This window comes from Pseudomonas medicaginis (assembly GCF_965119365.1).
Classification (GTDB): domain Bacteria; phylum Pseudomonadota; class Gammaproteobacteria; order Pseudomonadales; family Pseudomonadaceae; genus Aquipseudomonas.
In genome coordinates this window covers 1,526,989-1,549,979 of sequence record NZ_OZ221631.1, presented here as the reverse complement: position 1 = coordinate 1,549,979, position 22,991 = coordinate 1,526,989, and the positions used below count along the sequence as shown (strand labels likewise).

At 61.1% G+C, this 22,991-nt stretch carries 19 protein-coding genes; all 19 read right to left on the bottom strand.

Translation table 11 applies throughout. The features are described from left to right. Positions 1-140: 140 nt before the first annotated feature. Positions 141-986, bottom strand: coding sequence for a 3-deoxy-8-phosphooctulonate synthase (gene kdsA / locus ACMTA2_RS06730; protein ID WP_053152762.1), 846 nt, complete (start codon positions 984-986; stop codon positions 141-143). A 4-nt stretch (positions 987-990) separates the two neighbouring features. Next, a complete protein-coding gene (gene pyrG, locus ACMTA2_RS06725; RefSeq protein ID WP_003198266.1) occupies positions 991-2,622 on the bottom strand; it encodes a CTP synthase in 1,632 nt (543 codons plus the stop codon). 274 nt (positions 2,623-2,896) lie between these two features. Continuing rightward, positions 2,897-4,222: a tRNA lysidine(34) synthetase TilS gene (tilS, locus tag ACMTA2_RS06720; RefSeq protein ID WP_413794219.1), complete on the bottom strand. Its 1,326-nt coding sequence runs from the start codon at positions 4,220-4,222 to the stop codon at positions 2,897-2,899. Positions 4,223-4,373: 151 nt separating this feature from the next. Next, positions 4,374-5,321 carry an acetyl-CoA carboxylase carboxyltransferase subunit alpha gene (locus ACMTA2_RS06715; protein ID WP_413794218.1) on the bottom strand — a complete coding sequence of 316 codons (948 nt, stop codon included), beginning with the start codon at positions 5,319-5,321 and terminating at the stop codon, positions 4,374-4,376. Between the two features lie 149 nt (positions 5,322-5,470). Beyond that, positions 5,471-8,992: a DNA polymerase III subunit alpha gene (gene dnaE / locus ACMTA2_RS06710; RefSeq protein WP_413794217.1), complete on the bottom strand. Its 3,522-nt coding sequence runs from the start codon at positions 8,990-8,992 to the stop codon at positions 5,471-5,473. A gap of 241 nt (positions 8,993-9,233) precedes the next feature. Beyond that, the gene (rnhB, locus tag ACMTA2_RS06705) at positions 9,234-9,893 is read right to left on the bottom strand and encodes a ribonuclease HII (RefSeq protein ID WP_413794216.1); all 660 of its coding nucleotides are present in this window, start codon (positions 9,891-9,893) and stop codon (positions 9,234-9,236) included. Beyond that, entirely contained in the window at positions 9,890-11,020 is a 1,131-nt protein-coding gene (lpxB, locus tag ACMTA2_RS06700) for a lipid-A-disaccharide synthase (protein ID WP_413794215.1), read from the bottom strand. Before lpxB ends, rnhB begins: the two co-directional genes overlap by 4 nt. A 2-nt stretch (positions 11,021-11,022) precedes the next feature. Then, positions 11,023-11,799: an acyl-ACP--UDP-N-acetylglucosamine O-acyltransferase gene (gene lpxA / locus ACMTA2_RS06695; protein ID WP_413794214.1), complete on the bottom strand. Its 777-nt coding sequence runs from the start codon at positions 11,797-11,799 to the stop codon at positions 11,023-11,025. Beyond that, positions 11,796-12,236, bottom strand: a complete 441-nt coding sequence (gene fabZ / locus ACMTA2_RS06690) for a 3-hydroxyacyl-ACP dehydratase FabZ (RefSeq protein ID WP_003184897.1) — start codon at positions 12,234-12,236, stop codon at positions 11,796-11,798. Before fabZ ends, lpxA begins: the two co-directional genes overlap by 4 nt. 105 nt (positions 12,237-12,341) lie before the next feature. Further along, positions 12,342-13,397, bottom strand: coding sequence for a UDP-3-O-(3-hydroxymyristoyl)glucosamine N-acyltransferase (gene lpxD, locus ACMTA2_RS06685; RefSeq protein WP_413794213.1), 1,056 nt, complete (start codon positions 13,395-13,397; stop codon positions 12,342-12,344). Between the two features lie 3 nt (positions 13,398-13,400). Beyond that, positions 13,401-13,904, bottom strand: coding sequence for an OmpH/Skp family outer membrane protein (locus tag ACMTA2_RS06680; protein ID WP_003184901.1), 504 nt, complete (start codon positions 13,902-13,904; stop codon positions 13,401-13,403). A gap of 45 nt (positions 13,905-13,949) precedes the next feature. Beyond that, a complete protein-coding gene (gene bamA / locus ACMTA2_RS06675) occupies positions 13,950-16,337 on the bottom strand; it encodes an outer membrane protein assembly factor BamA (RefSeq protein ID WP_413794212.1) in 2,388 nt (795 codons plus the stop codon). Positions 16,338-16,411: 74 nt separating this feature from the next. Next, positions 16,412-17,764, bottom strand: a complete 1,353-nt coding sequence (gene rseP, locus ACMTA2_RS06670; RefSeq protein ID WP_413794211.1) for an RIP metalloprotease RseP — start codon at positions 17,762-17,764, stop codon at positions 16,412-16,414. A 52-nt stretch (positions 17,765-17,816) separates the two neighbouring features. Next, positions 17,817-19,007 (bottom strand): 1-deoxy-D-xylulose-5-phosphate reductoisomerase, encoded by a 1,191-nt coding sequence (ispC, locus tag ACMTA2_RS06665; protein ID WP_413794210.1) that lies wholly within the window; start codon positions 19,005-19,007, stop codon positions 17,817-17,819. Further along, positions 19,004-19,810: a phosphatidate cytidylyltransferase gene (locus ACMTA2_RS06660; RefSeq protein ID WP_413794209.1), complete on the bottom strand. Its 807-nt coding sequence runs from the start codon at positions 19,808-19,810 to the stop codon at positions 19,004-19,006. The genes ispC and ACMTA2_RS06660 overlap by 4 nt, the downstream gene beginning before the upstream one ends. Continuing rightward, positions 19,810-20,565 (bottom strand): polyprenyl diphosphate synthase, encoded by a 756-nt coding sequence (uppS, locus tag ACMTA2_RS06655; RefSeq protein ID WP_413794208.1) that lies wholly within the window; start codon positions 20,563-20,565, stop codon positions 19,810-19,812. Before uppS ends, ACMTA2_RS06660 begins: the two co-directional genes overlap by 1 nt. Positions 20,566-20,578: 13 nt before the next feature. Then, complete coding sequence (gene frr, locus ACMTA2_RS06650) at positions 20,579-21,136, bottom strand: ribosome recycling factor (RefSeq protein ID WP_003184913.1); 558 nt, start codon at positions 21,134-21,136, stop codon at positions 20,579-20,581. After that, complete coding sequence (pyrH, locus tag ACMTA2_RS06645; protein WP_003198235.1) at positions 21,133-21,876, bottom strand: UMP kinase; 744 nt, start codon at positions 21,874-21,876, stop codon at positions 21,133-21,135. Before pyrH ends, frr begins: the two co-directional genes overlap by 4 nt. Before the next feature lie 214 nt (positions 21,877-22,090). Beyond that, positions 22,091-22,957: a translation elongation factor Ts gene (tsf, locus tag ACMTA2_RS06640; protein ID WP_063322766.1), complete on the bottom strand. Its 867-nt coding sequence runs from the start codon at positions 22,955-22,957 to the stop codon at positions 22,091-22,093. Positions 22,958-22,991: the final 34 nt, after the last annotated feature.

Sequence of the window (22,991 nt, the reverse complement as noted above, 5' to 3'; positions counted from 1 at the left end):
CAAAGTTGACGAAAACGACGCAGCGAGAGGAAATCTTTTACCGTCGGCGGGTATAGAGCAGCGGGCAGGCTTGCCGACGATAACGCCCGGCCCGCAGGCCAGAGCGATAATCGAGCGGTACTTTACCGGAGAAAACCGCGTTACGCGGTTTCTATCGTCGGAAAACCCTTGACCAGCTCGTCCAACGCCTTGAGCTGAGACAGGAAGGGTTCCAGCTTGTTCAAACGCAAGGCACAAGGACCATCGCACTTGGCGTTGTCTGGATCGGGGTGGGCCTCGAGGAACAGGCCGGCCAGGGATTGGCTCATGCCCGCCTTGGCCAGATCAGTAACCTGGGCACGGCGACCGCCGGCGGAGTCGGAACGACCACCGGGCATCTGCAAGGCGTGGGTCACGTCGAAGAACACCGGGTATTCGAACTGCTTCATGATGCCGAAGCCGAGCATGTCCACCACCAGGTTGTTGTAGCCGAAGCTCGAACCCCGCTCGCAGAGGATCAACTGGTCATTGCCGGCCTCTTCGCATTTGCTCAGGATGTGCTTCATCTCCTGGGGGGCGAGGAACTGGGCCTTCTTGATGTTGATCACTGCACCGGTCTTGGCCATCGCGACCACCAGGTCGGTCTGGCGCGACAGGAAGGCCGGCAACTGGATGATGTCGCAGACCTCGGCGACGACCGCGGCCTGGGCAGGCTCGTGGACGTCGGTGATGATCGGCACGCCAAAGGCTTGCTTGATGTCCTGGAAGATCCGCATGCCTTCTTCCAGGCCTGGGCCACGATAGGAGGTCACGGACGAACGGTTGGCCTTGTCGAAACTGGCCTTGAAGACATAAGGGATCCCCAGTTTCTGGGTGACCTTCACGTACTCTTCGCAGACCTGCATCGCCATGTCGCGGCTTTCCAGCACGTTCATGCCGCCGAACAGCACCATGGGCTTGTCGTTGGCAATCTCGATGTCGCCGACGCGGATGATCTTCTGGGCCATCGTCTTATGCCTTCTTCTGGTGTTGAGCCAACGCGGCCTTCACGAAACCGCTGAACAACGGATGACCGTCCCGTGGCGTCGAGGTGAACTCGGGGTGGAACTGGCAGGCGACGAACCATGGGTGATCCGGGGCCTCGACCACTTCCACCAGCGCGCCGTCACCGGAACGACCGGAGATTTTCAGGCCGGCCTCGATCAGTTGCGGCAGCAGGTTGTTGTTCACTTCGTAACGATGACGGTGACGCTCGACGATCACATCCTTGGCGTAGCAATCGTGCACCTTGGAGCCGGCTTCGAGCAGGCATTCCTGGGCGCCGAGACGCATGGTGCCGCCCAGGTCCGAGCTTTCGGTGCGCACTTCCACGGCACCGGTGGCATCTTCCCACTCGGTGATCAGGCCCACGACCGGATGGCCGCTGGCGCGGTCGAACTCAGTGGAGTTGGCGTCTTTCCAGCCCAGCACGTTACGGGCGAACTCGATGACCGCCACTTGCATGCCCAGGCAGATCCCCAGGTAAGGCACCTTGTTTTCGCGAGCGTATTGCACGGCAGTGATCTTGCCTTCCACGCCCCGCAGGCCGAAGCCGCCCGGCACGAGGATCGCATCGGCGCCTTCGAGCAGGCCGGTGCCCTGGTTCTCGATGTCTTCGGAATCGATGTAGCGCAGGTTGACCTTGGTACGGTTGCTGATGCCGGCGTGACTCATCGCCTCGATCAGCGACTTGTAGGCGTCCAGCAGTTCCATGTACTTGCCGACCATGGCGATGGTGACTTCGTGTTCCGGGTTGAGCTTGGCATCGACCACGGCTTCCCACTCGGACAGATCGGCACTGGCGCATTGCAGGCCGAAACGCTCGACGACGAAATCGTCCAGGCCCTGGGAGTGCAGGATGCCCGGAATCTTGTAGATGGTGTCGGCGTCTTCCAGACCGATGACCGCACGCTCTTCAACGTTGGTGAACTGGGCGATCTTGCGACGCGACGAGATGTCGATCGGGTGATCGGAGCGGCAGATCAGCACGTCCGGCTGCAGGCCGATGGAACGCAGTTCCTTGACCGAGTGCTGGGTGGGCTTGGTCTTGGTTTCGCCGGCGGTGGCGATGTACGGCACCAGGGTGAGGTGCATCAGCATCGCGCGCTTGGCGCCGATTTCGAAACGCAACTGGCGGATGGCTTCGAGGAACGGCTGGGACTCGATATCGCCCACGGTGCCGCCGATCTCGACCATCGCCACGTCGGCATCGCCCGCACCCTTGATGATACGGCGCTTGATTTCGTCGGTGATGTGCGGGATGACCTGGATGGTCGCGCCCAGGTAGTCACCACGGCGTTCCTTGCGCAGCACGTGCTCGTAGACACGGCCGGTGGTGAAGTTGTTGTTCTGGGTCATGGTCGTGCGGATGAACCGCTCGTAGTGGCCCAGGTCCAGGTCGGTCTCGGCGCCGTCGTGGGTGACGAACACTTCGCCGTGCTGGAACGGGCTCATGGTGCCCGGGTCGACGTTGATGTACGGGTCCAGCTTGAGCATGGTGACCTTAAGTCCCCGCGCCTCCAGGATGGCCGCCAATGAAGCCGAGGCAATGCCTTTCCCCAATGAAGAAACAACACCGCCCGTGACGAATATGTAGCGCGTCATGAAAAACCCTAGAAGTCTGCGTTAAAGCGGTCCGAGCCGCCGGGGAAAGCGAAGGAAGGCCGAAGCCCCCGATCACCTGCATTAATCACAGTGCACCTTTCAAAAAAACCGCCGCGTTGGGACAGACCGGAAGTGAAATCACCGGTACGTTGCTCGCTACACATTTTTTGGAATCGCCCAGCAAAGACTGCTTGGTAATCGGCAACTCCTGCAATTCAGGCGAATCCACAGAAGTTGTATCAAGAAGGGAGCGTAGTCTACCGGAAAGCCCCTTTCAGCTCAAACCCAGATCTTGGCTTCCTGGCGTCCAGATCAATTGCCAACTGCCATCAGCCTCTGCATCGAGCCCGGCCAGGTTGGCCACCGCCAGCAATTGCTCGCCCTGATAGAGCAGCGGCAATCGGACGCGAACGAACCCCGGCACGCCCTTTTCATTGAGCAAACGCTTGAGATCACGATGGCCACGCCCCGCTAACGCCAGCACCTCACCGCCTTGACGATAGCGCACGCAAAGCGGTCCCGCAGGCGGCGTGCCGTTGAGCACCACCCGACCATTGCCCGGCAAGCACAGCGCCAGCATGGGATCGACCCAGTCGACGGCGCCTGGCTGCGAACATAGCCAGTGGTCGGATAACCACCAGACCCGCCCGGCGGCTCGGTGCAACTCGCCGCCGGCCAAGCGCCAGATCGGCCTGGCATCGTCGGCGGCATCGCGCAACGAGTCCCAGCCCGACCAGTGATCGGTGTCGGGTAGCAGGGTCATCGGTGCCAGCCAGTGGCTCAAGACGTTGCGCTGACGGGCCGGCGACAGCGCTCGCAACGGCGCCAGCGCCAGGGATTGCAGCCCCAGCCAGTCGAACGCGCCTGGGGTCGCGGCCTGGGCCAGGTCGATTTGCGCCAAATCGTCCAGCAAGCCTTGGGCTTCACCCATGTGCCCGGCGCTGCGAGCCAGGGTCGCCGAGGCCTGAGGCCATTGCTCGGCAAGCACCGGAAAAACCCGCTGTCGCAGGTAATTGCGCGCGAACCGATGGTCGTCGTTGGACGGGTCTTCGATCCAGCTCAAGCCATGCTGCCTCGCATAGGCTTCCAGCTCCGCCCGGGACACATCGAGCAAGGGCCGCAGCAAATGTCCCCGGCCCAACGGTCGCTGCCGTGGCATCGCCGCCAGGCCCCTCGCCCCTGCCCCCCTCAGCAGGCGAAACAGCAGGGTTTCGGCCTGGTCATCACGATGCTGGGCGGTGAGCAGCACTTCATTGCTGTGGATCGCCGCGACGAAGGCTGCGTAACGCGCCTCCCGGGCGGCGCGTTCGACGCTGGCGCCAGAGCGCACTTGCACACTCACCACGTCCAGGGGCACGCCCAGGGCTGCGCAGATCGAACGACAATGATCCGGCCACGCCTCGGCCACCGCCTGGAGTCCGTGATGCACATGGATAGCGCTCAGCGCGGGCAAGGCGTGGTGTTGCGAAAGGGTCGCGAGCAGGTGCAGCAGGACGGTGGAGTCGAGGCCGCCGGAGAAGGCGATGCGCCAGGTGACGGCGTTGCGCCAGGGAATGAGTTGAGTAAGCAGGCGGCTTGGCAGATCGTTGCTTGGGTTCATGGATTTCAGCCTTGGCACAAATCAAATGTGGGAGCGGGCTTGCTCGCGAAGGCGGTGAATCAGTCAACACATGGGTTGAATGTTAAACCGCTTTCGCGAGCAAGCCCGCTCCCACATTGGCTCCACCACAACTGCTGGAAGCTTGGTCAGATCAGAGGCCGTAGCTCATCAACCGCTCATAGCGACGAGCCAGCAGCGCGTCGTTGTCGAACTTCTTGAGCATCGACAGTTGCGAGCTCAGCTCGGCGCGGATCAGTGCCGCCGCTGCAGCTGGATCGCGGTGAGCGCCGCCGACTGGCTCGCTGATCACTTTATCGACGATACCCAGGCCTTTGAGACGCTCGGCGGTAATGCCCATGGCCTCGGCGGCATCCGGCGCCTTCTCGGCGGTTTTCCACAGGATCGAGGCGCAGCCTTCCGGCGAGATCACCGCATAGGTGGAGTACTGCAGCATGTTCAACTGGTCGCAGACACCGATGGCCAACGCACCGCCGGAACCACCCTCGCCAATCACGGTGGCGATGATCGGGGTTTTCAGGCGTGCCATGACGCGCAGGTTCCAGGCAATCGCTTCGCTCTGGTTGCGCTCTTCGGCGTCGATGCCCGGGTAGGCACCCGGCGTGTCGATGAAGGTCAGGATCGGCATCTTGAAGCGCTCGGCCATTTCCATCAGGCGGCACGCCTTGCGGTAGCCCTCAGGACGCGGCATGCCGAAGTTGCGGCGCACCTTCTCGCGCACTTCGCGGCCTTTCTGATGGCCGATGACCATGACCGGCTGGTCGTCCAGGCGGGCAACGCCGCCGACGATCGCGGCGTCGTCGGAGAAATGACGATCGCCGTGCAGCTCATCGAACTCGGTAAAGATGTGCTCGATGTAGTCCAGGGTGTAGGGACGACGCGGGTGCCGCGCCAGACGGGCGATCTGCCAGCTGGTCAGCTTGCCGAAGATGTCCTCGGTCAGCGTGCGGCTTTTGTCCTGCAGACGAGAGATTTCATCGCCGATATTCAGCGAATTGTCATTACCGACCAAGCGCAACTCTTCGATCTTGGCTTGCAGGTCGGCGATCGGCTGTTCGAAATCTAGAAAATTCGGGTTCATAGGCGTCCGTCTTGGGTCGACGTCCAAGAGAGCTTGGGCCGGCCGGTTGTCTATTCGCGCCTACCTTAAGGGAGAGGCGCGTTCAGGTCGAGATTAAAAATTCGGGTCGAGATCAGGGGCATTCCGGTTTCAACAGTGGCCCCTGGCCGTCAACGGTATTGGAGGAAGACGTTGTCTTTGCCGAACTGGTCACGCAAGGCTTGAATCAACGCATCCGCCGGATCGATTCGCCAGCCTTCGCCGAACTGCAGCACGGCCTTGGCGTCGGGGCGCATGTACTCCATGGTGATCGGACAGGCACCGCGATGGCGCTTGAACAATTCGCCCAACCAGCGTAGCTGATCGCCCTTGAGGTCCTGGGTCTGCAACTTCAGGCGCAGGCTCTCGGCCAGGTTGGTGCGGGCATCTTCCATGCTCATCACCCGCTTGACCCGCAACCGCAGGCCTCCGGAGAAATCATCGTTGCTGACCTCCCCTTCCACCACCACCATCGCGTCGGTCTGCAACAGCGACTGCGCCGAATGGAACGCATCGGCGAACAATGAGGCCTCGATACGCCCGGAGCGGTCGTCGAGGGTGATGAAGCCCATCTTGTCGCCCTTTTTGTTCTTCATCACCCGCAGGGCGATGATCATGCCGGCGACGGTCTGGGTGTCGCGCGCCGGCTTGAGGTCAATGATGCGCTGGCGAGCGAAACGGCGGATCTCGCCTTCATATTCGTCGATCGGGTGACCGGTGAGGTACAGGCCCAAGGTGTCTTTTTCACCCTTGAGCCGCTCCTTGAGGGTCAGCTCCTTGGCCTTGCGATGGTTGCCATAGACATCGGCGTCCTCTTCGACGAACAGCCCGCCAAACAGGTCGGCGTGGCCGCTGTCATGGGTGCGGGCAGTCTGTTCGGCGGCCTTGATCGCCTCCTCCATCGCCGCCAGCAACACCGCGCGGTTGCGGTCGATATTGGCCTGGTAGGCCTTTGGCTCATCCTGGAAGTAAGGCCCCAGCCGGTCCAGGGCGCCACTGCGGATCAAGCCATCGAGGGTGCGCTTGTTGATGCGCTTGAGGTCAACCCGGGCGCAGAAATCGAACAGGTCCTTGAACGGTCCGTCCTGGCGCGCTTCGGTGATGGCTTCCACCGGTCCTTCGCCCACGCCCTTGATCGCACCCAGGCCGTAAATGATGCGGCCCTCGTCGTTCACCGTGAACTTGAATTCCGAAGCGTTCACGTCCGGTGCGTCGAGGCGCAGCTTCATGGTCCGCACTTCTTCGATCAAGGTCACGACCTTGTCGGTGTTGTGCATATCCGCCGACAGTACCGCGGCCATGAATGGCGCCGGGTAGTGCGCCTTCAGCCACGCGGTCTGGTACGACACCAGGCCATAGGCGGCGGAGTGGGATTTGTTGAAGCCGTAGCCGGCGAACTTTTCCACCAGGTCGAAAATGTTACCGGCCAGGTCAGGGTCGATGCCGTTGGTGGCGCAACCCTCAATGAAACCGCCGCGCTGCTTGGCCATTTCCTCGGGTTTTTTCTTACCCATCGCCCGACGCAGCATGTCCGCGCCGCCGAGGGTATAACCGGCCATGACCTGGGCAATCTGCATCACCTGTTCCTGATACAGAATGATGCCGTAGGTCGGTGCCAGAACCGGCTTCAAGCCTTCGTACTGATAGTCCGAGTGTGGGTACGCCAGCTCGGCGCGGCCGTGCTTACGGTTGATGAAGTCATCCACCATGCCCGATTGCAGCGGGCCCGGACGGAACAGGGCCACCAGTGCGATCAGGTCTTCCAGGCAGTCGGGCTTGAGCTTTTTGATCAGCTCCTTCATGCCCCGGGATTCAAGCTGGAACACCGCCGTGGTTTCGGCTTTTTGCAACAGGCTGTAGGTCGGTTTGTCATCCAGCGGGATGAAGGCAATGTCCAGCGGTTCTTCGCCGACCTTGGCCCGGTCGCGGTTGATGGTTTTCAGCGCCCAGTCGATGATGGTCAGGGTGCGCAGGCCGAGGAAGTCGAACTTCACCAGGCCCGCCGCCTCGACGTCATCCTTGTCGAACTGGGTCACCAGGCCGTCGCCTTCTTCGTCGCAATAGATCGGCGAGAAGTCAGTCAGCTTGGTCGGCGCGATCACCACGCCCCCGGCGTGCTTACCGACGTTACGCACCACGCCTTCGAGCTTGCGGGCCATCTCCCAGATTTCTGCGGCCTCTTCGTCGACCTTGATGAAATCCCGCAGGATTTCTTCCTGCTCGTAGGCTTTTTCCAGGGTCATGCCAACTTCGAACGGAATCATCTTCGACAGACGATCCGCCAGACCGTAGGACTTGCCCTGCACCCGCGCCACGTCACGCACCACAGCCTTGGCGGCCATGGAACCGAAGGTGATGATCTGGCTCACCGCGTTGCGGCCATACTTCTCGGCCACGTAGTCGATCACCCGGTCGCGACCGTCCATGCAGAAGTCGACGTCGAAGTCGGGCATGGATACCCGTTCCGGGTTGAGGAAACGTTCGAACAGCAGGTCATATTCCAGCGGATCGAGGTCGGTGATCTTCTGCACATAGGCCACCAGCGACCCGGCACCCGACCCACGGCCAGGACCCACCGGCACGCCGTTGTTCTTGGCCCACTGGATAAAGTCCATCACGATCAGGAAGTAACCGGGAAAGCCCATCTGGATGATGATATCCAGCTCGAAATTCAACCGATCGACATAGACCTGGCGCTTGGCTTCGTAATCTTCGGTGGTGTCCTTGGGCAGCAGGACGCTGAGGCGCTCCTCAAGACCGTCGAAGGACACCTTGCGGAAATACTCGTCGATGGTCATGCCATCGGGGATCGGGAAGTTGGGCAGGAAGTGCTTGCCCAGCTTCACTTCGATGTTGCAGCGCTTGGCGATCTCGACAGTGTTTTCCAGCGCCTCGGGCAGGTCGCTGAACAACTCGGCCATTTCCTCGGCGCTCTTGAGGTATTGCTGGTTGCTGTAGTTCTTCGACCGACGCGGGTCGTCGAGGGCGCGGCCCTCACCGATGCAGACGCGGGTTTCGTGGGCTTCGAAATCGTCCTGCTTGATGAACCGCACGTCGTTGGTCGCCACCAGCGGCGCGCCGATCTTGTCGGCCAGGGCCACGGCGGCATGCAGGTGCTCTTCGTCATTGGGACGATTGGTGCGCTGCACTTCGATGTAGAAGCGATCCGGGAACACCGCCATCCAGTCACGGGCCAGGGTCTCGGCTTCGTCGGGGTTGCCACTGAGCAGGGCCAGGCCGATTTCACCTTCCTTGGCCGCCGACAGCATGATCAGCCCTTCGCTGGCCTCGGCCACCCACTCGCGCTCGATGATGATCGAGCCGTTACGCTGACCGTCGATAAAGCCGCGGGAGATCAGCTCGGTGAGGTTGCGATAGCCCTGGGCGTTCATCACCAACAGGCTGATACGGCTCAGCGGTGCGTCCGGGTCCTTGTTCGACAGCCACAGGTCGGCGCCACAGATCGGCTTGATCCCAGCGCCCATGGCGGCCTTGTAGAACTTGACCAGCGAACACATGTTGTTCTGGTCGGTGACCGCCACGGCAGGCATGTTCATGCCCACCAGGGTCTTGACCAGGGGCTTGATCCGCACCAGACCGTCGACCAGGGAGTATTCAGTGTGCAGGCGTAGATGAACGAATGAAGCCGGCATAGTGATCCTGCGTTAAGTCATGAAAACAACAAGGCCCGGATTGTACCGGGCCTTGGGTAAAACATCAGCCATGAGTGTCCGACCTTGAACCTACGAACACGGCCTTTGTGGCGAGGGGATTTATCCCCGCTGGGACGCGAAGCGGCCCTTGAACCTGACAACCGGTTGCGTCTGACAGACTTCGGGACTGCTTCGCAGTCCAGCGGGGATAAATCCCCTCGCCACAAAAGCAGCGTTCGTCTTAAGAAACAGGGCACTGATTGTTTATGATCAACCCTTCACGGGCTTCATAAGCCAGCCGCACCGGGGCGAACGAGCGCCGGTGGATCGGCGTCGGCCCCAGGCGCGCCAGGGCTTCCAGATGAACGGGGGTCGGGTAACCCTTGTGACCGCCGATGCCATAGCCCGGATAAATCAATTCGAAGGCGCTCATTTCCCGGTCACGGCTGACCTTCGCCAGGATCGAGGCCGCCGCGATGGCCGGCACCTTGGCGTCGCCCTGGATGACCGCTTCGGCGCGCATCGACAGTTTCGGGCAGCGATTGCCATCGATCATCGCCAGTTTCGGCGTGATGTGCAGGCCCTGCACCGCACGCTGCATGGCGAGCATGGTGGCGTGCAGGATATTGAGTTCATCGATTTCTTCGACTTCGGCCCGGGCGATGCACCAGCTCAGGGCTTTCTCGCAGATTTCGTCGTAGAGTTTTTCGCGACGGGCTTCAGTGAGTTTCTTCGAATCATTGAGGCCCAGGATCGGCCGCTTCGGGTCGAGAATCACCGCCGCCGTCACCACTGCGCCGCACAACGGGCCACGCCCCACTTCATCGACACCGGCCACCAGTTCTTCCACTTCGGCGACCAGGTTGAAGTCCAGGCCCATCTGTAGCTTTGAGTTGCTCATGGTTTTGCGCCAATCAGGGTCAGTACCGCGTCAGCCGCCTGGTTGGAAGCATCACGACGCAAGGTACGGTGGATTTCGTCAAAGCCTCGGGTCTGTTCCTCTCCGCCGTCGATCAAGGGCGACAGCGTGGTGGCCAGCGCCTCGGCGGTCGCCTCGTCCTGCAACAGCTCTGGCACCAACAAGCGCTGGGCCAACAGGTTCGGCAAGGACACGTAAGGGCTCTTGACCATGCGCTTGAGAATCCAGAACGTCAGCGGTGCCAGGCGATAGGCGACCACCATTGGGCGTTTATACAACAGCGCCTCAAGGGTAGCAGTGCCGGAGGCAATCAACACGGCATCGCAGGCCGCCAACGCATCATGGGAACGGCCGTCGAGCAACGTCACCGGCAAATCGCGACCGACCAGCAGGGCTTCCAGCTGGACACGGCGCTGCGCACTGGCACATGGCAGGACAAAACGTACACCGGGGCGCAGCGCCCGAAGGCGTTCGGCGGCGTCGAAAAACAGGCCGCCCAGGCGACTCACTTCGCCGCCTCGGCTGCCGGGCATCAGGGCCACCAGCGGCCCATCGGGCAAGCCCAACGCCCGGCGAGCCGCCTCGCGATCGGCTTGCAGGGGAATGGTATCGGCCAAGGTGTGCCCGACAAATCGCACCGGCACGCCCTTCTCTTCATAGAACCGGGCTTCGAACGGCAGCAGCGTCAGCATCAGGTCGCAACCTTCGCGAATCTTGAGCACCCGCTTCTGCCGCCAGGCCCAGACCGACGGGCTGACGTAGTGCACGGTCTTGATCCCGGCCTGACGCAACTTGAGTTCGATATTGAGGGTGAAATCCGGTGCATCGATGCCGATGAACACATCCGGTTTTTCTTCGATCAGGGTCTGGATCAGCTTCTTGCGCCGGGCCAGCAGCTCGCGCAGGCGACCGAGTACTTCCACCAGGCCCATCACCGACAGGCGTTCCATCGGGAAATAGGAGGTCAGGCCCTCGGCCTGCATCAGCGGCCCGCCGACCCCGATGAACTCCACCGCAGGATGCTGCGCCTTGAGCGCGCGCATCAGGCCTGCGCCCAGAATGTCACCGGAAGCCTCTCCCGCCACCAGTGCAACGCGCACGTTAGCCATGGTCAGCGAGTGATGCCGCGGGTCGAAGACTGGATGGAATCGCGGAAGATCGCGACTTCCGGGTATTGCGCCGACGCCTCGGTCAATTCGGCGAGCGCCTGCTCGACGGTCAGGCCTTGGCGATACACCACTTTGTAGGCGCGACGCAGGGCCGTAATCGCTTCTTCGCTGAAACCACGACGGCGCATGCCTTCGAAGTTCATGCTGCGGGCTTCGGCCGGGTTGCCGAACACCGTGACATAGGCCGGGACGTCCTTGCCAATGGCCGTGCCCATGCCGGAGAAGCTGTGGGCGCCGATATGGCAATACTGGTGCACCAGGGTGAACCCGGACAGGATCGCCCAATCGTCCACGTGCACATGGCCGGCCAACGCGGTGTTGTTGACCAGGATGCAATGGTTGCCAATCACGCTGTCATGACCGATGTGTGCGTAAGCCATGATCAGGTTGTGGTCGCCCAGGGTCGTTTCGGAACGATCCTGCACGGTGCCACGGTGAATCGTCACGCCCTCGCGGATCACGTTGTGATCGCCAATGACCAGACGGGTTTCTTCACCTTTGTACTTGAGATCGGGCGTGTCCTCGCCTACCGAAGAGAACTGGTAGATGCGATTGTGACGACCAATCCGGGTCGGTCCCTTGAGAATTACGTGGGGACCGATCACCGTACCCTCGCCGATTTCCACACCTGCGCCGACAATCGACCATGGGCCGACCTCGACATCGGCGGCCAGGACGGCCGTCGGATCGATGATTGCGCGAGGGTCAATCAAACTCATAGTTTGCGTTCCGCACAGATGATTTCAGCGGAGCAGACTGGCTTGCCGTCGACCGAAGCCTGGCATTCGAACTTCCAGATCTGGCGCTTGCAACTGATGAACTTGGCTTCGAGGATCAACTGATCGCCCGGAGTGACCGGCTGGCGGAAGCGTAGCTTGTCGGAGCCGACGAAGTAGTAGAGCGTGCCGTCGGCAGGCTTTACGTCGAGCATTTTGAAACCAAGGATCCCGGCAGCCTGGGCCATCGCCTCGATGATCAAGACGCCCGGCATGATTGGATGCGCGGGGAAGTGACCATTGAAGAACGGCTCGTTGATGCTGACATTCTTATAGGCGCGAATGCGCTTGCCTTCAACGTCCAGGTCCACCACCCGATCCACCAGCAGGAACGGGTAACGGTGAGGCAGGTATTCGCGAATCTCGTTGATGTCCATCATTTCGGGGGAAAGCCTATGTAAAGATTGGGAGCGCACGAGTGACGCGCACTCCGCTAGCAAATCAAGATGCCCTAACGGCTGTGCACACTTGATATGGAAATGGTATCAGCCATCTGATGAAGCATTACCGCCAGGGGTCACGTCCCCTACACGCTTTTCCACCTGCTTGAGGCGCCGCGCGATGTCGTCGAGCTGGCGGATACGCGCCGCGCTCTTGCGCCACTCGGCTGCCGGCTGCATGGCCGTACCGGAAGAGTAGGCACCTGGCTCGGTAATCGAGTGGGTCACCATGGTCATCCCGGTCAGGAACACGTTGTCACAGATATCGATATGGCCCACCAGCCCCACGCCACCGGCGAGCATGCAATGCTTGCCGATCCTGGTGCTGCCGGAGATACCCACGCAGGCGGCCATGGCGGTGTGATCACCGACCTGGACGTTGTGGGCGATCTGGATCTGGTTGTCGAGCTTGACGCCATTGCCGATGACCGTGTCGGCCAGGGCACCACGGTCGATCGCGGTGTTGACGCCGATCTCCACGTCATCGCCAATGGTGACACCGCCGATCTGGGCGATCTTCTGCCAGATGCCCTTTTCGTTGGCAAAACCGAACCCTTCACCGCCCAGCACGGCGCCGGACTGAATCACCACCCGCTTGCCGATGCGCACATCGTGATACAGGGTGACCCGTGGTGCCAGCCAGCCGCCTTCGCCGATCTCGCTGCGCGCGCCAATGACACAATGGGCACCCAGCGTGACGCCGGCACCGATTCGGGCCGCGCTTTCGATGACCACGAACGGGCCGACGCTGGCCGTGGGGTCAACCACGGCATCTGCGGCGATCACTGCACTGGGATGAATACCGGCGGCCGATATCGGCTTGGGATCGAACAGGTGGGAAATACGGGCATACGCCAGGTACGGGTCGGGCACGATCAGGGCGTCGCCGGCAAACCCATCGGCATCAGCGGCCTTGAGCAACAGCGCGGCTGCCCGGCTATCAGCCAGGTACTTGCGGTATTGAGGGTTTGCCAGGAAGCTCAACTGAGCTGGGCCAGCCTCTTGCAAAGTGGCTAGCCCAGTAATTGCCTTCTCCGGGTCGCCACGCAGGGTGGCGCCGAGGAACTCGGCCAACTGGCCGAGCTTGATAGTCGCTGTCATGGATTACTTCAGCTGATTCATGCGCTCGATCACTTGGCGCGTGATGTCGTATTGAGGCTTGACATCAATCACTGCGCCACGCTCGAACACCAGGTCAAAACCACCTTTCTTGATGACTTCTTCCACGGCGCTGTCGAGCTTCGGCTTGAGTTGCTTGAGCATTTCACGGTCGGCAACCGCTTTCGCTTCGTTCAGCTCCTTGGACTGGAACTGGAAGTCACGGGCCTTTTGCTTGAATTCAAGTTCCAGGCGCTCGCGCTCGCCCTGGGCCATCTTGTCGCCACCGGCGACCAGACGATCCTGGATACCCTTCGCGCTGCTCTCCAGGCCCTTGAGCTTGGTCAGTTGCGGACCGAATTTCTTTTCCGCATCCACGGCGTACTTCTTCGCCGCGTCGGATTCCAGCAAGGCCATCTGATAATTCAGCACGGCAATCTTCATGTCGGCAAAAGCCGGACCTGCGACCAGTACGGTCGCCAGGAGAACCAATTGAGTCAACTTACGCACGATGTACTCCTACAAAATCCATTGTCGTTGTCATGGGTCAGACGCTTAGAACGTCTGGCCGAGGGAGAATTGGAACACTTGGGTTTCAGCGTCATCCGGTTTCTTGATCGGCATCGCCAATGCGAAGCTCAAAGGACCCAGCGCGGTGACCCAGGTCACGCCCACACCGACGGAGCTGGCCAGGTTGCTCAGGCTGATGTCGTTGCATTTAGCGTTGGAGCTGGTGCCATTAGCGTTTCTGGTGTCATCACAGCTGGAATCGAAAACGTTACCCACATCCCAGAATACCGATGTGCGCAGGGAGCGTTGATCCTTGACGAACGGCATTGGGAACAGGAGCTCCACACCGCCTTGAATCAGAACGTTACCACCAAACGGTAGGGGATCCTGGTCCGGGTCCCTATCTGTACCTACGTTACCGGTTTCAGCTGCGCCACGGCTCGGCGTACTGCGCGGGCCCAGGGTGCTGTCCTTGAAGCCACGCACCGAGTTGAAACCACCGGCGTAGTAGTTCTCGTAGAACGGCAGGCCATCGGTCGAACCGTAGCCGTCGCCATAGCCCAGCTCGGTGTGCAGGCGCATGGTGTAGTTGTCGGTCAGCGGCTGGAACAGTTGGCCACGATAGTCGAGCTTGAAGAACGACAGGTCGCTGCCCGGAGTTGTGGTTTCAAGCACCAGGCTCTGGGAGTGACCACGGGTCGCCAACACGCCCTTGTTCAGGGTCGACTCGGACCAACCGGCAGACGCCTTGAAGTTCAGGTAGCTGTCGCCTTCCTTGTTCACGAAATCGAAGATCTCGTCGACGGTGTAGCGACCGGTGTTGATCTTGTCCTGCTGCGCGGTGAGGCCGAAGGTCAGGCGCGACGTCTCGCTGATCGGGTAGCCCACGTTGGCGCCGACACCGAAGCTGTCCACCGCATAGCTGGAGATATCGGAGTCGAGTTCGTCGTAGTCGGTGGTGCGGTAGAAGGCGTTGTAGCCCAGGCTCACACCGTCCGCGGTCCAGTAGGGGTCCACGAAGCCGAAGTTGTAGCGGGTCTGGTATTCGCTGCGGGTCAAGCCGATGCTGACCTTGTTACCGGTACCCAGGAAGTTGTTCTGGGTGATCGAACCCCCGAGGATCAGGCCGGCGCTCTGGGCAAAACCGACGCTGGCGGTGATCGAACCGGAAGCCTGCTCTTCAACGCTGTAGTTCACATCGACCTGGTCATCGACGCCCGGCACCGCCGGTGTCTCGACGTTGACCTCCTTGAAGAAGCCCAGGCGCTCCAGGCGGGTCTTGGACTGGTCGATCAGGTAGGTCGACGCCCAGCCACCTTCCATCTGGCGCATTTCACGGCGCAGCACTTCGTCCTCGGACTTGGTGTTGCCACGGAAGTTGATGCGGTTGACGTAGGCGCGCTTGCCCGGGTCCACGGCGAAGGTGATGTCGACGGTGTGGTCTTCATCGTGCGGCTGTGGCACGCCGTTGACGTTGGCGAAGGTGTAGCCCTCGTTACCCAGGCGACGGGTGATCAGCTCGGAGGTGGTGGTCATCAGCTTGCGCGAGAACACCTGGCCCTTCTGCACCAGCAGCAATGACTTGACCTGGTCTTCAGGAACCTTCAGGTCACCGCTGAGCTTGACGTCGCGAACGGTGTACTTCTCGCCTTCGTTGACGTTGACGGTGATGTAGACGTGCTTCTTGTCCGGGGTGATGGACACCTGGGTCGAAGCGATGTCCATGTTGATGTAGCCACGGTCCAGGTAATAGGAACGCAGGCGCTCCAGGTCACCGGAGAGCTTTTCACGGGCGTACTTGTCGTCGTTCTTGAAGAACGACAGCCAGTTGGTGGTCTTGAGTTCGAACAGGTCGATCAGGTCTTCGTCGGGGAATACCGTGTTGCCCACCACGTTGATGTGCTGGATGGCCGCCACGGTGCCTTCGTTGATGTTGACCTTCAGGCCGACGCGGTTGCGCGGTTGCGGCACCACTTCGGTGTCGACGGTGGCCGAGTAGCGGCCCTGGGCAACGTACTGGCGTTGCAGTTCGTTACGAACACCTTCGAGGGTGGCGCGCTGGAAGATCTCGCCTTCGGCCAGGCCGGATTGCTTGAGGCCTTTCATCAGGTCTTCGGTGGAGATCGCCTTGTTGCCTTCGATCTCGATACTGGCGACCGACGGGCGCTCGACTACCGTGATGACCAGGACATTGCCGTCACGGCCCAGCTGGATATCTTGAAAGAAGCCGGTCTTGAACAGCGCACGCGTGGATTCCACCAGGCGCCGATCATCCGCCTGCTCGCCGACGTTCAACGGCAAGGCACCAAAGACGCTACCCGCGGAAACCCGCTGGAGGCCGTTGACGCGAATATCAGAGATAGTGAAGGACTCGGCGTGAACTTCGGCGATCATCAATACGGTGAGAACCGCAGTTAGCAGCAGACGTTTCATGAAGTCCTTTCTTATTCCAACTGGCAATAAACAAACTGCCGCAAAATGCGGCAGATTCGCAATTCAGCGAAGCGTTACAGACGACCCAGATCGTTGACGAGGGCAAGCAACATGACCCCGACCACCAAGCTGATACCGATCTGTATCCCCCAACCTTGCACCCGATCCGACAAGGGACGACCACGCGCCCACTCGATCAGATAAAACAGCAGATGCCCCCCATCCAGTACCGGGATGGGCAGCAAATTCAGAACCCCCAGGCTAATGCTCAGATAAGCAAGGAAATTCAGGAAATCAGCGACGCCCGACTGGGCAGAAGCGCCCGCCACTTTAGCAATGGTTATCGGTCCACTCAAGTTTTTTACCGAGAGCTCGCCGAACAACATTTTCTTGAGCGAGTCCAGCGTCAGGATGCTCATGGTCCAGGTACGACGCGCCCCCTCGCCAATCGCCGCCACAGGGCCGAAACTGACCTCGCGGATCATTTCCGGCGGCCAGTCGACCGCCTTCACACCCGCGCCCAGGTAACCGGTCGGCGCCTTGCTTTCGCCACGGGCGGCCAGGGTCACCGGGATGTCGATTGGAGCACCGTCGCGCTCCACGCGCAGCACAATTTTGGTATCAGGACGTACACGAACCGAATCGACCACCTGCTGCCAGTCGCTGACCGGCTGGCCGTCGAGCGCCAGCAACCGATCGCCGGTCTTCAGGCCGGCAGCCTGGGCCGGGCCTTTCGGGTCGAGTTCGGCGAGGATCGGCGGCAACGCCGGACGCCATGGCCGGATCCCCAGGGAGCGGATCGGATCCGGCTCGTCGGCACCCTTGAGCCAGTTGTCCAGGATCAGTTCGCGAGGCGAATCCACCGTGGAACCCTGCTCGCGCACCATCAATTGCAATGAACCGCTCTCACCCAGGCGACGGACCAACTGCAGGTTGACCGCCGCCCAGCCCGATGTCGGCTCGCCATCGATCGCGACGATTTCCTGCCCGGCGCCCAGCCCGGCACGGGCGGCAACGCTGCCGGCCTCTACCCCGCCGATGACCGGGCGCACCTGCTCGCTGCCCAGCATGGCCAGCCCCCAGAAAAACACCAGGGCCAGCAGGAAGTTGGCAATCGGCCCCGCCGCGACGATAGCGATACGCTGACGGACGGTCTTGCGATTGAAGGATTGGTCGGCCTGGTCGGCCGGGACTTCGCCTTCACGCTCGTCGAGCATCTTGACGTAGCCACCCAGCGGGATCGCCGCCACGACGAACTCGGTGCCTTTCTTGTCGTGCCAGCGCAGCAATGGCATGCCAAAGCCCACGGAAAAACGCAGGACCTTGACGCCACAGCGACGCGCGACCCAGAAATGACCGAATTCGTGAAAGGTGACCAACACCCCCAGGGCAACCAGGGTGCCGACAATCATATAGAGCGCGCTCATCTGTTTTCTCCGCAATCCTGTCCAGGGCTACCCTGGCTAACGTATCGCAGCTTCAACGCCCGTGGCGCTGCAGCCATTGGCCCGCCAACTCGCGAGCCCTGGCATCCGCCGTAAATACCGTATCGAGGTCATCGACCGAAACCACGGCCTCGAGATTCAAGACTTCCTCGATGATACTCGCGATCTCGAGGTAACGGACACGTCCATCGAGAAATGCCGCCACTGCCACTTCATTGGCAGCGTTAAGCATGGCCGGTGCGCTGTCGCCCGCCTCGGCCGCCTGGCGCGCCAGGCGCAGGCAGGGGAAGCGCTGCTCATCGGGTGCCTGGAAGTCCAGGCGCGCGATGGCGAACAGGTCCAGCGGCGCAACGCCGGAGTCGATGCGCTCCGGCCAAGCCAGGGCGTTGGCGATCGGGGTGCGCATGTCCGGGTTGCCCAACTGGGCCAGCACCGAACCGTCGACGTAGTCCACGAGGGAGTGAATCACGCTCTGGGGATGAATCACCACCTCGACCTGGGACGGCTTGGCATCGAACAGCCAGCAGGCCTCGATCAGCTCCAGCCCCTTGTTCATCATGCTGGCCGAATCCACGGAAATCTTGCGCCCCATGGACCAGTTCGGATGTGCACACGCCTGCTCGGGTGAAACATGCACCAACTCTTCCAGCGGCGTCTGCCGGAACGGACCACCGGACGCCGTCAGCAAAATCCGCCGAACCCCTACCGCGCCAAGACCACGGGAAAAATCCTGCGGCATGCATTGAAAAATCGCATTGTGCTCGCTGTCGATAGGCAGCAACACCGAGCCACTCTTGCGTACAGCCTGCATGAACAGCGCGCCGGACATCACCAGCGCCTCTTTATTGGCCAGCAGGATCTTCTTCCCAGCCTCCACCGCCGCGAGGGTCGGACGCAGCCCCGCCGCACCGACGATCGCCGCCATCACGGCGTCGACTTCAGGGTCGGAAGCCACTTGGCATAGCCCCTCCTCCCCCACCAGCACACGGGTTTGCAGCCCGGCCCCGCGCAGATCGTCCTGCAGCGCCCGCGCCACGCCAGCCTCAGGCACCACCGCAAACCGCGGGACGTGGCGAATGCACAACGCCAGCAACTCATTCAAGCGCGTGAAGCCACTGAGGGCGAACACCTGGTAGCGCTCCGGATGCCGGCCAATGACATCGAGGGTACTCAGGCCAATCGAACCGGTCGCACCCAGGACCGTGATCTGCTGGGGGCGACTCACGATGCCGCCATCCACAACAGCACGGCAAAGATCGGGATCGCGGCAGTCAGGCTGTCGATGCGATCCAGCACGCCACCGTGACCGGGCAACAGGTTACTGCTGTCCTTGATCCCGGATTGACGCTTGAACATGCTTTCGGTCAGGTCGCCGACCACGGACACGAATACGATCAGGGCGGCACCTATCAAGCCCATGAACAGTTGCGCAACCGTCCAGTCCCGCACGAAACCGACCACGGTGGTGATCACCAGGCTCAAGGCCAGGCCACCATAGACCCCTTCCCAACTCTTGCCTGGGCTGACCTTCGGCGCGAGCTTGCGCTTGCCAAAGGCCCGACCGGAGAAGTAGGCCCCGACATCGGCGCCCCAGACCAGCACCATCACGGCCATGATCTGCCAGTTACCCAGCGGGCCTTGCTTGATCCAGATCAGCCCCTGCCAGGCCGGCAACAGGATCAACAGGCCGATCACCAGCTTGGTCGCCGTATTGGCCCAATGATGCGTCGTCCGTGGATAGGTCAGGACCAGGAAGGCCGCCATCGCCCACCACAATACCGCTGCACCGAGCACCCAAGGCGCGAGGCCGGGCACCACGTACATGATGAACAGCATGGCCGCCACGGCCACTGCGTAGGCCACGCGCGCCGACTGCGCAGGAAAACCCGCCAGCCGAGCCCACTCCCACGCACCCAAGGTCACGACCAGCCCGATGAACAGCGCAAAACTGGCGCCTTCGAGCAGGAAGAAACCACCCAGGGCGATGGGCAACAGGATCAAGGCAGTGATGATTCGTTGTTTAAGCATTAAACCCGGGCTCCAGCTTCGATCTGCTCGCTCGTTTTACCGAAGCGACGCTGACGGGAAGCGAAATCGGCCAGTGCGGTACGCATGGCTTCGTGTTTGAAGTCCGGCCAGAACAGGTCGGAGAAGTACAGCTCGGCATACGCCAACTGCCAGAGCAGGAAGTTGCTGATGCGATGCTCGCCGCCGGTACGGATGCACAGGTCCGGCAACGGCAAGTCACCCGTCGCCAGACAGGTCTGCAACAGTTCAGGGGTGATGTCTTCCGGACGCAAATGCCCGGCCTGGACTTCCCGCGCCAGGCGCTGGGCCGCCTGGGCAATGTCCCACTGACCACCGTAGTTGGCGGCGATTTGCAGGACAAACCGATTGGCGCCCGCCGTCGCGGCTTCAGCTTCGCGCATCGCAGCCTGCAACTCAGGATGGAAGCGCGAGCGATCACCGATGATGCGCAGGCTGATCTTGTTGTCGTCGAGGCGCTTGGCCTCGCGACGCAGAGCCTTGAGGAACAGGTCCATCAAGGCACTGACTTCATCGGCCGGCCGCTGCCAGTTTTCGCTGGAGAAGGCGAACAGGGTCAGCACCTCGACCCCCGCCTCGGCGCACACTTCGATGACCGCACGAACCGCGTCGACCCCCGCCTTGTGCCCGGCGACGCCAGGCATAAAGCGTTTCTTGGCCCAGCGGTTGTTGCCGTCCATGATGATCGCCACGTGGCGCGGCACCGCGAACGGCACGGCCTGCTTGGTCTTTTCCATGGAAACGAGACCCTTATACGGCCATCAGGTCTTTTTCTTTCTGCGCCAAATCCGCGTCGATCTTAGCCACGTATTTCTTGGTCAGGTCGTCGATCTCGCCAGTGGCGCGACGCTCTTCGTCTTCGCTGATTTCCTTTTCCTTGACCAGATCCTTGAGCTGGCTGTTGGCATCACGGCGAATGTTGCGCACCGCGACGCGAGCGTCTTCAGCCACATCGCGGGCCTGCTTGGTGAAACCACGACGGGTTTCTTCGGTCAGGGCCGGCATGGAGATCAGCAGCAGCTCGCCCAGGTTGGTCGGGTTCAGGTTCAGGCCGGCACTGCCGATGGCCTTGTCGACTGCGCCCAGCATGTTGCGTTCGAAGGCCACGACCTGCAGGGTACGCGCGTCCTTGACGGTGATGTTAGCCACTTGCTTGATCGGGGTATCGGAGCCGTAGTACGGCACCATCACGCCCTCGAGGATGCTCGGGTGCGCCTGGCCGGTGCGGATGCGACCGAAGTTGTGCGCCAGGGACTCCAGGGATTTCTGCATGCGCTGTTCAGCGTCTTTCTTGATTTCGTTGATCATTGTTGAACTTCCTCGATCAGTGTTCCTTCGGCGCCGCCATGGACGATATTCAGCAGGGCACCGGGCTTGTTCATGTTAAAGACGCGCAGCGGCATCTTGTGGTCGCGGCACAGGCAAATAGCCGTCAGATCCATCACACCCAGCTTGCGATCCAGCACTTCATCGTAGGTCAGATGATCGAACTTCTCGGCATGCGGGTCCTTGAACGGGTCAGCGGTATAGACGCCATCGACCTTGGTTGCCTTGAGCACGACATCGGCATCGATCTCGATCGCTCGCAGGCAGGCGGCCGAATCCGTGGTGAAGAACGGATTACCGGTACCGGCGGCAAAAATCACCACTTCCTTGGAATTGAGGTGGCGCATGGCTTTGCGGCGGTCGTAGTGATCGGTCACGCCAACCATGGAAATGGCCGACATCACGATGGCCGAGATATTGGCACGCTCCAGCGCGTCGCGCATAGCCAAGGCGTTCATCACAGTGGCCAGCATGCCCATGTGGTCGCCCGTGACCCGATCCATGCCGGCCGCGCTCAGCGCTGCGCCGCGGAACAGGTTGCCGCCGCCGATGACCAGGCCGACCTGAACGCCGATCCCGACCAGCTGGCCAACTTCCAGGGCCATGCGGTCCAGCACTTTCGGGTCGATCCCGAACTCTTCCGAGCCCATCAGGGCCTCGCCGCTAAGCTTGAGTAGAATGCGTTTATAGCGAGCCTGATAACCACTGCCCTGCTGAGCCATTGCGAATCTCTCCTGCGGCGTATGTTCAAAAATTCTTTGCAAGCTGTTTGCAGCCTGCGTTCACTCTAGCTTGACGCTGACACAGCGCCATCGGAACACGGCTTTGTAAGCCAGTTCCGACAGGAAACCAATAAAAATCGGCATCCCCATCCGAAAAGAGGCTGCGCGCGTAAAGCGGGCAGCCTCTTCTGGGCGACAGTTGTAAAAAACCGTCTTATTGCTTGCTGGCAGCAGCTACCTGGGCAGCAACTTCTTCAGCGAAGTTGTCGACCGGCTTCTCGATGCCTTCGCCCACTTTGAAGTAGGTGAAGGAAACGATTTCAGCGCCAGCTTTCTTCGCCAGGTCGCCGACTTTGACTTCCGGGTTCTTGACGAAAGCCTGCTCAACCAGGCTGGCTTCGGCCAGGAACTTGGAGATACGGCCGCTGACCATTTTCTCTGCGATTTCAGCAGGCTTGCCTTTGAGCTTCTCTTCGTTCAGCTGCAGGAAGACACCCTTCTCGCGCTCGATCGCTTCAGCCGAAACGTCCGAAGGCAGCAGGAACTCAGGGTTGGTTGCCGCTACGTGCATGGCGATGTCTTTAGCCAGCTCGGTATCGCCGCCCTTCAGGACAACCGCAACACCGATCTTGTTGCCGTGCAGGTAGGTACCGACCACGTCGCCTTCAACGCGAACCAGACGGCGGATGTTGACGTTCTCGCCGGTCTTGCCAACCAGGACCAGGCGCGCTTCTTCCTGAGCTTCGATCAGCGGAGCTGCGTCGGTCAGTTTGTCAGCGAAGGCTTTTTCGACGCTGGCAGCGACGAATGCCTTGAAGTCATCCTGCAGGGCCAGGAAGTCGGTCTGGGAGTTGACTTCCAGCAGAACGGCAGCCTTGCCGTCGTCCTTGATGGCGATGGCGCCTTCAGCGGCAACGTTGCCGGCTTTCTTGGCAGCCTTGATGGCGCCCGAAGCACGCATGTCATCAATGGCTTTCTCGATGTCGCCGCCAGCCTTGGTCAAGGCTTTCTTGCAATCCATCATGCCTTCGCCGGTACGCTCGCGCAGTTCTTTGACCAACGCTGCAGTAATCTCTGCCATTTCAAAATCCTCTTGGATAGGTTTTCAACCATTC

Bases quoted from the DNA above. Each gene is read 5' to 3' on its own strand.
- kdsA (WP_053152762.1), bottom strand. From the start codon at position 986: ATGGCCCAGAAGATCATCCGCGTCGGCGACATCGAGATTGCCAACGAC.
- pyrG (WP_003198266.1), bottom strand. From the start codon at position 2,622: ATGACGCGCTACATATTCGTCACGGGCGGTGTTGTTTCTTCATTGGGG.
- tilS (WP_413794219.1), bottom strand. From the start codon at position 4,222: ATGAACCCAAGCAACGATCTGCCAAGCCGCCTGCTTACTCAACTCATT.
- ACMTA2_RS06715 (WP_413794218.1), bottom strand. From the start codon at position 5,321: ATGAACCCGAATTTTCTAGATTTCGAACAGCCGATCGCCGACCTGCAA.
- dnaE (WP_413794217.1), bottom strand. From the start codon at position 8,992: ATGCCGGCTTCATTCGTTCATCTACGCCTGCACACTGAATACTCCCTG.
- rnhB (WP_413794216.1), bottom strand. From the start codon at position 9,893: ATGAGCAACTCAAAGCTACAGATGGGCCTGGACTTCAACCTGGTCGCC.
- lpxB (WP_413794215.1), bottom strand. From the start codon at position 11,020: ATGGCTAACGTGCGCGTTGCACTGGTGGCGGGAGAGGCTTCCGGTGAC.
- lpxA (WP_413794214.1), bottom strand. From the start codon at position 11,799: ATGAGTTTGATTGACCCTCGCGCAATCATCGATCCGACGGCCGTCCTG.
- fabZ (WP_003184897.1), bottom strand. From the start codon at position 12,236: ATGATGGACATCAACGAGATTCGCGAATACCTGCCTCACCGTTACCCG.
- lpxD (WP_413794213.1), bottom strand. From the start codon at position 13,397: ATGACAGCGACTATCAAGCTCGGCCAGTTGGCCGAGTTCCTCGGCGCC.
- bamA (WP_413794212.1), bottom strand. From the start codon at position 16,337: ATGAAACGTCTGCTGCTAACTGCGGTTCTCACCGTATTGATGATCGCC.
- rseP (WP_413794211.1), bottom strand. From the start codon at position 17,764: ATGAGCGCGCTCTATATGATTGTCGGCACCCTGGTTGCCCTGGGGGTG.
- ACMTA2_RS06660 (WP_413794209.1), bottom strand. From the start codon at position 19,810: ATGCTTAAACAACGAATCATCACTGCCTTGATCCTGTTGCCCATCGCC.
- uppS (WP_413794208.1), bottom strand. From the start codon at position 20,565: ATGGAAAAGACCAAGCAGGCCGTGCCGTTCGCGGTGCCGCGCCACGTG.
- frr (WP_003184913.1), bottom strand. From the start codon at position 21,136: ATGATCAACGAAATCAAGAAAGACGCTGAACAGCGCATGCAGAAATCC.
- pyrH (WP_003198235.1), bottom strand. From the start codon at position 21,876: ATGGCTCAGCAGGGCAGTGGTTATCAGGCTCGCTATAAACGCATTCTA.
- tsf (WP_063322766.1), bottom strand. From the start codon at position 22,957: ATGGCAGAGATTACTGCAGCGTTGGTCAAAGAACTGCGCGAGCGTACC.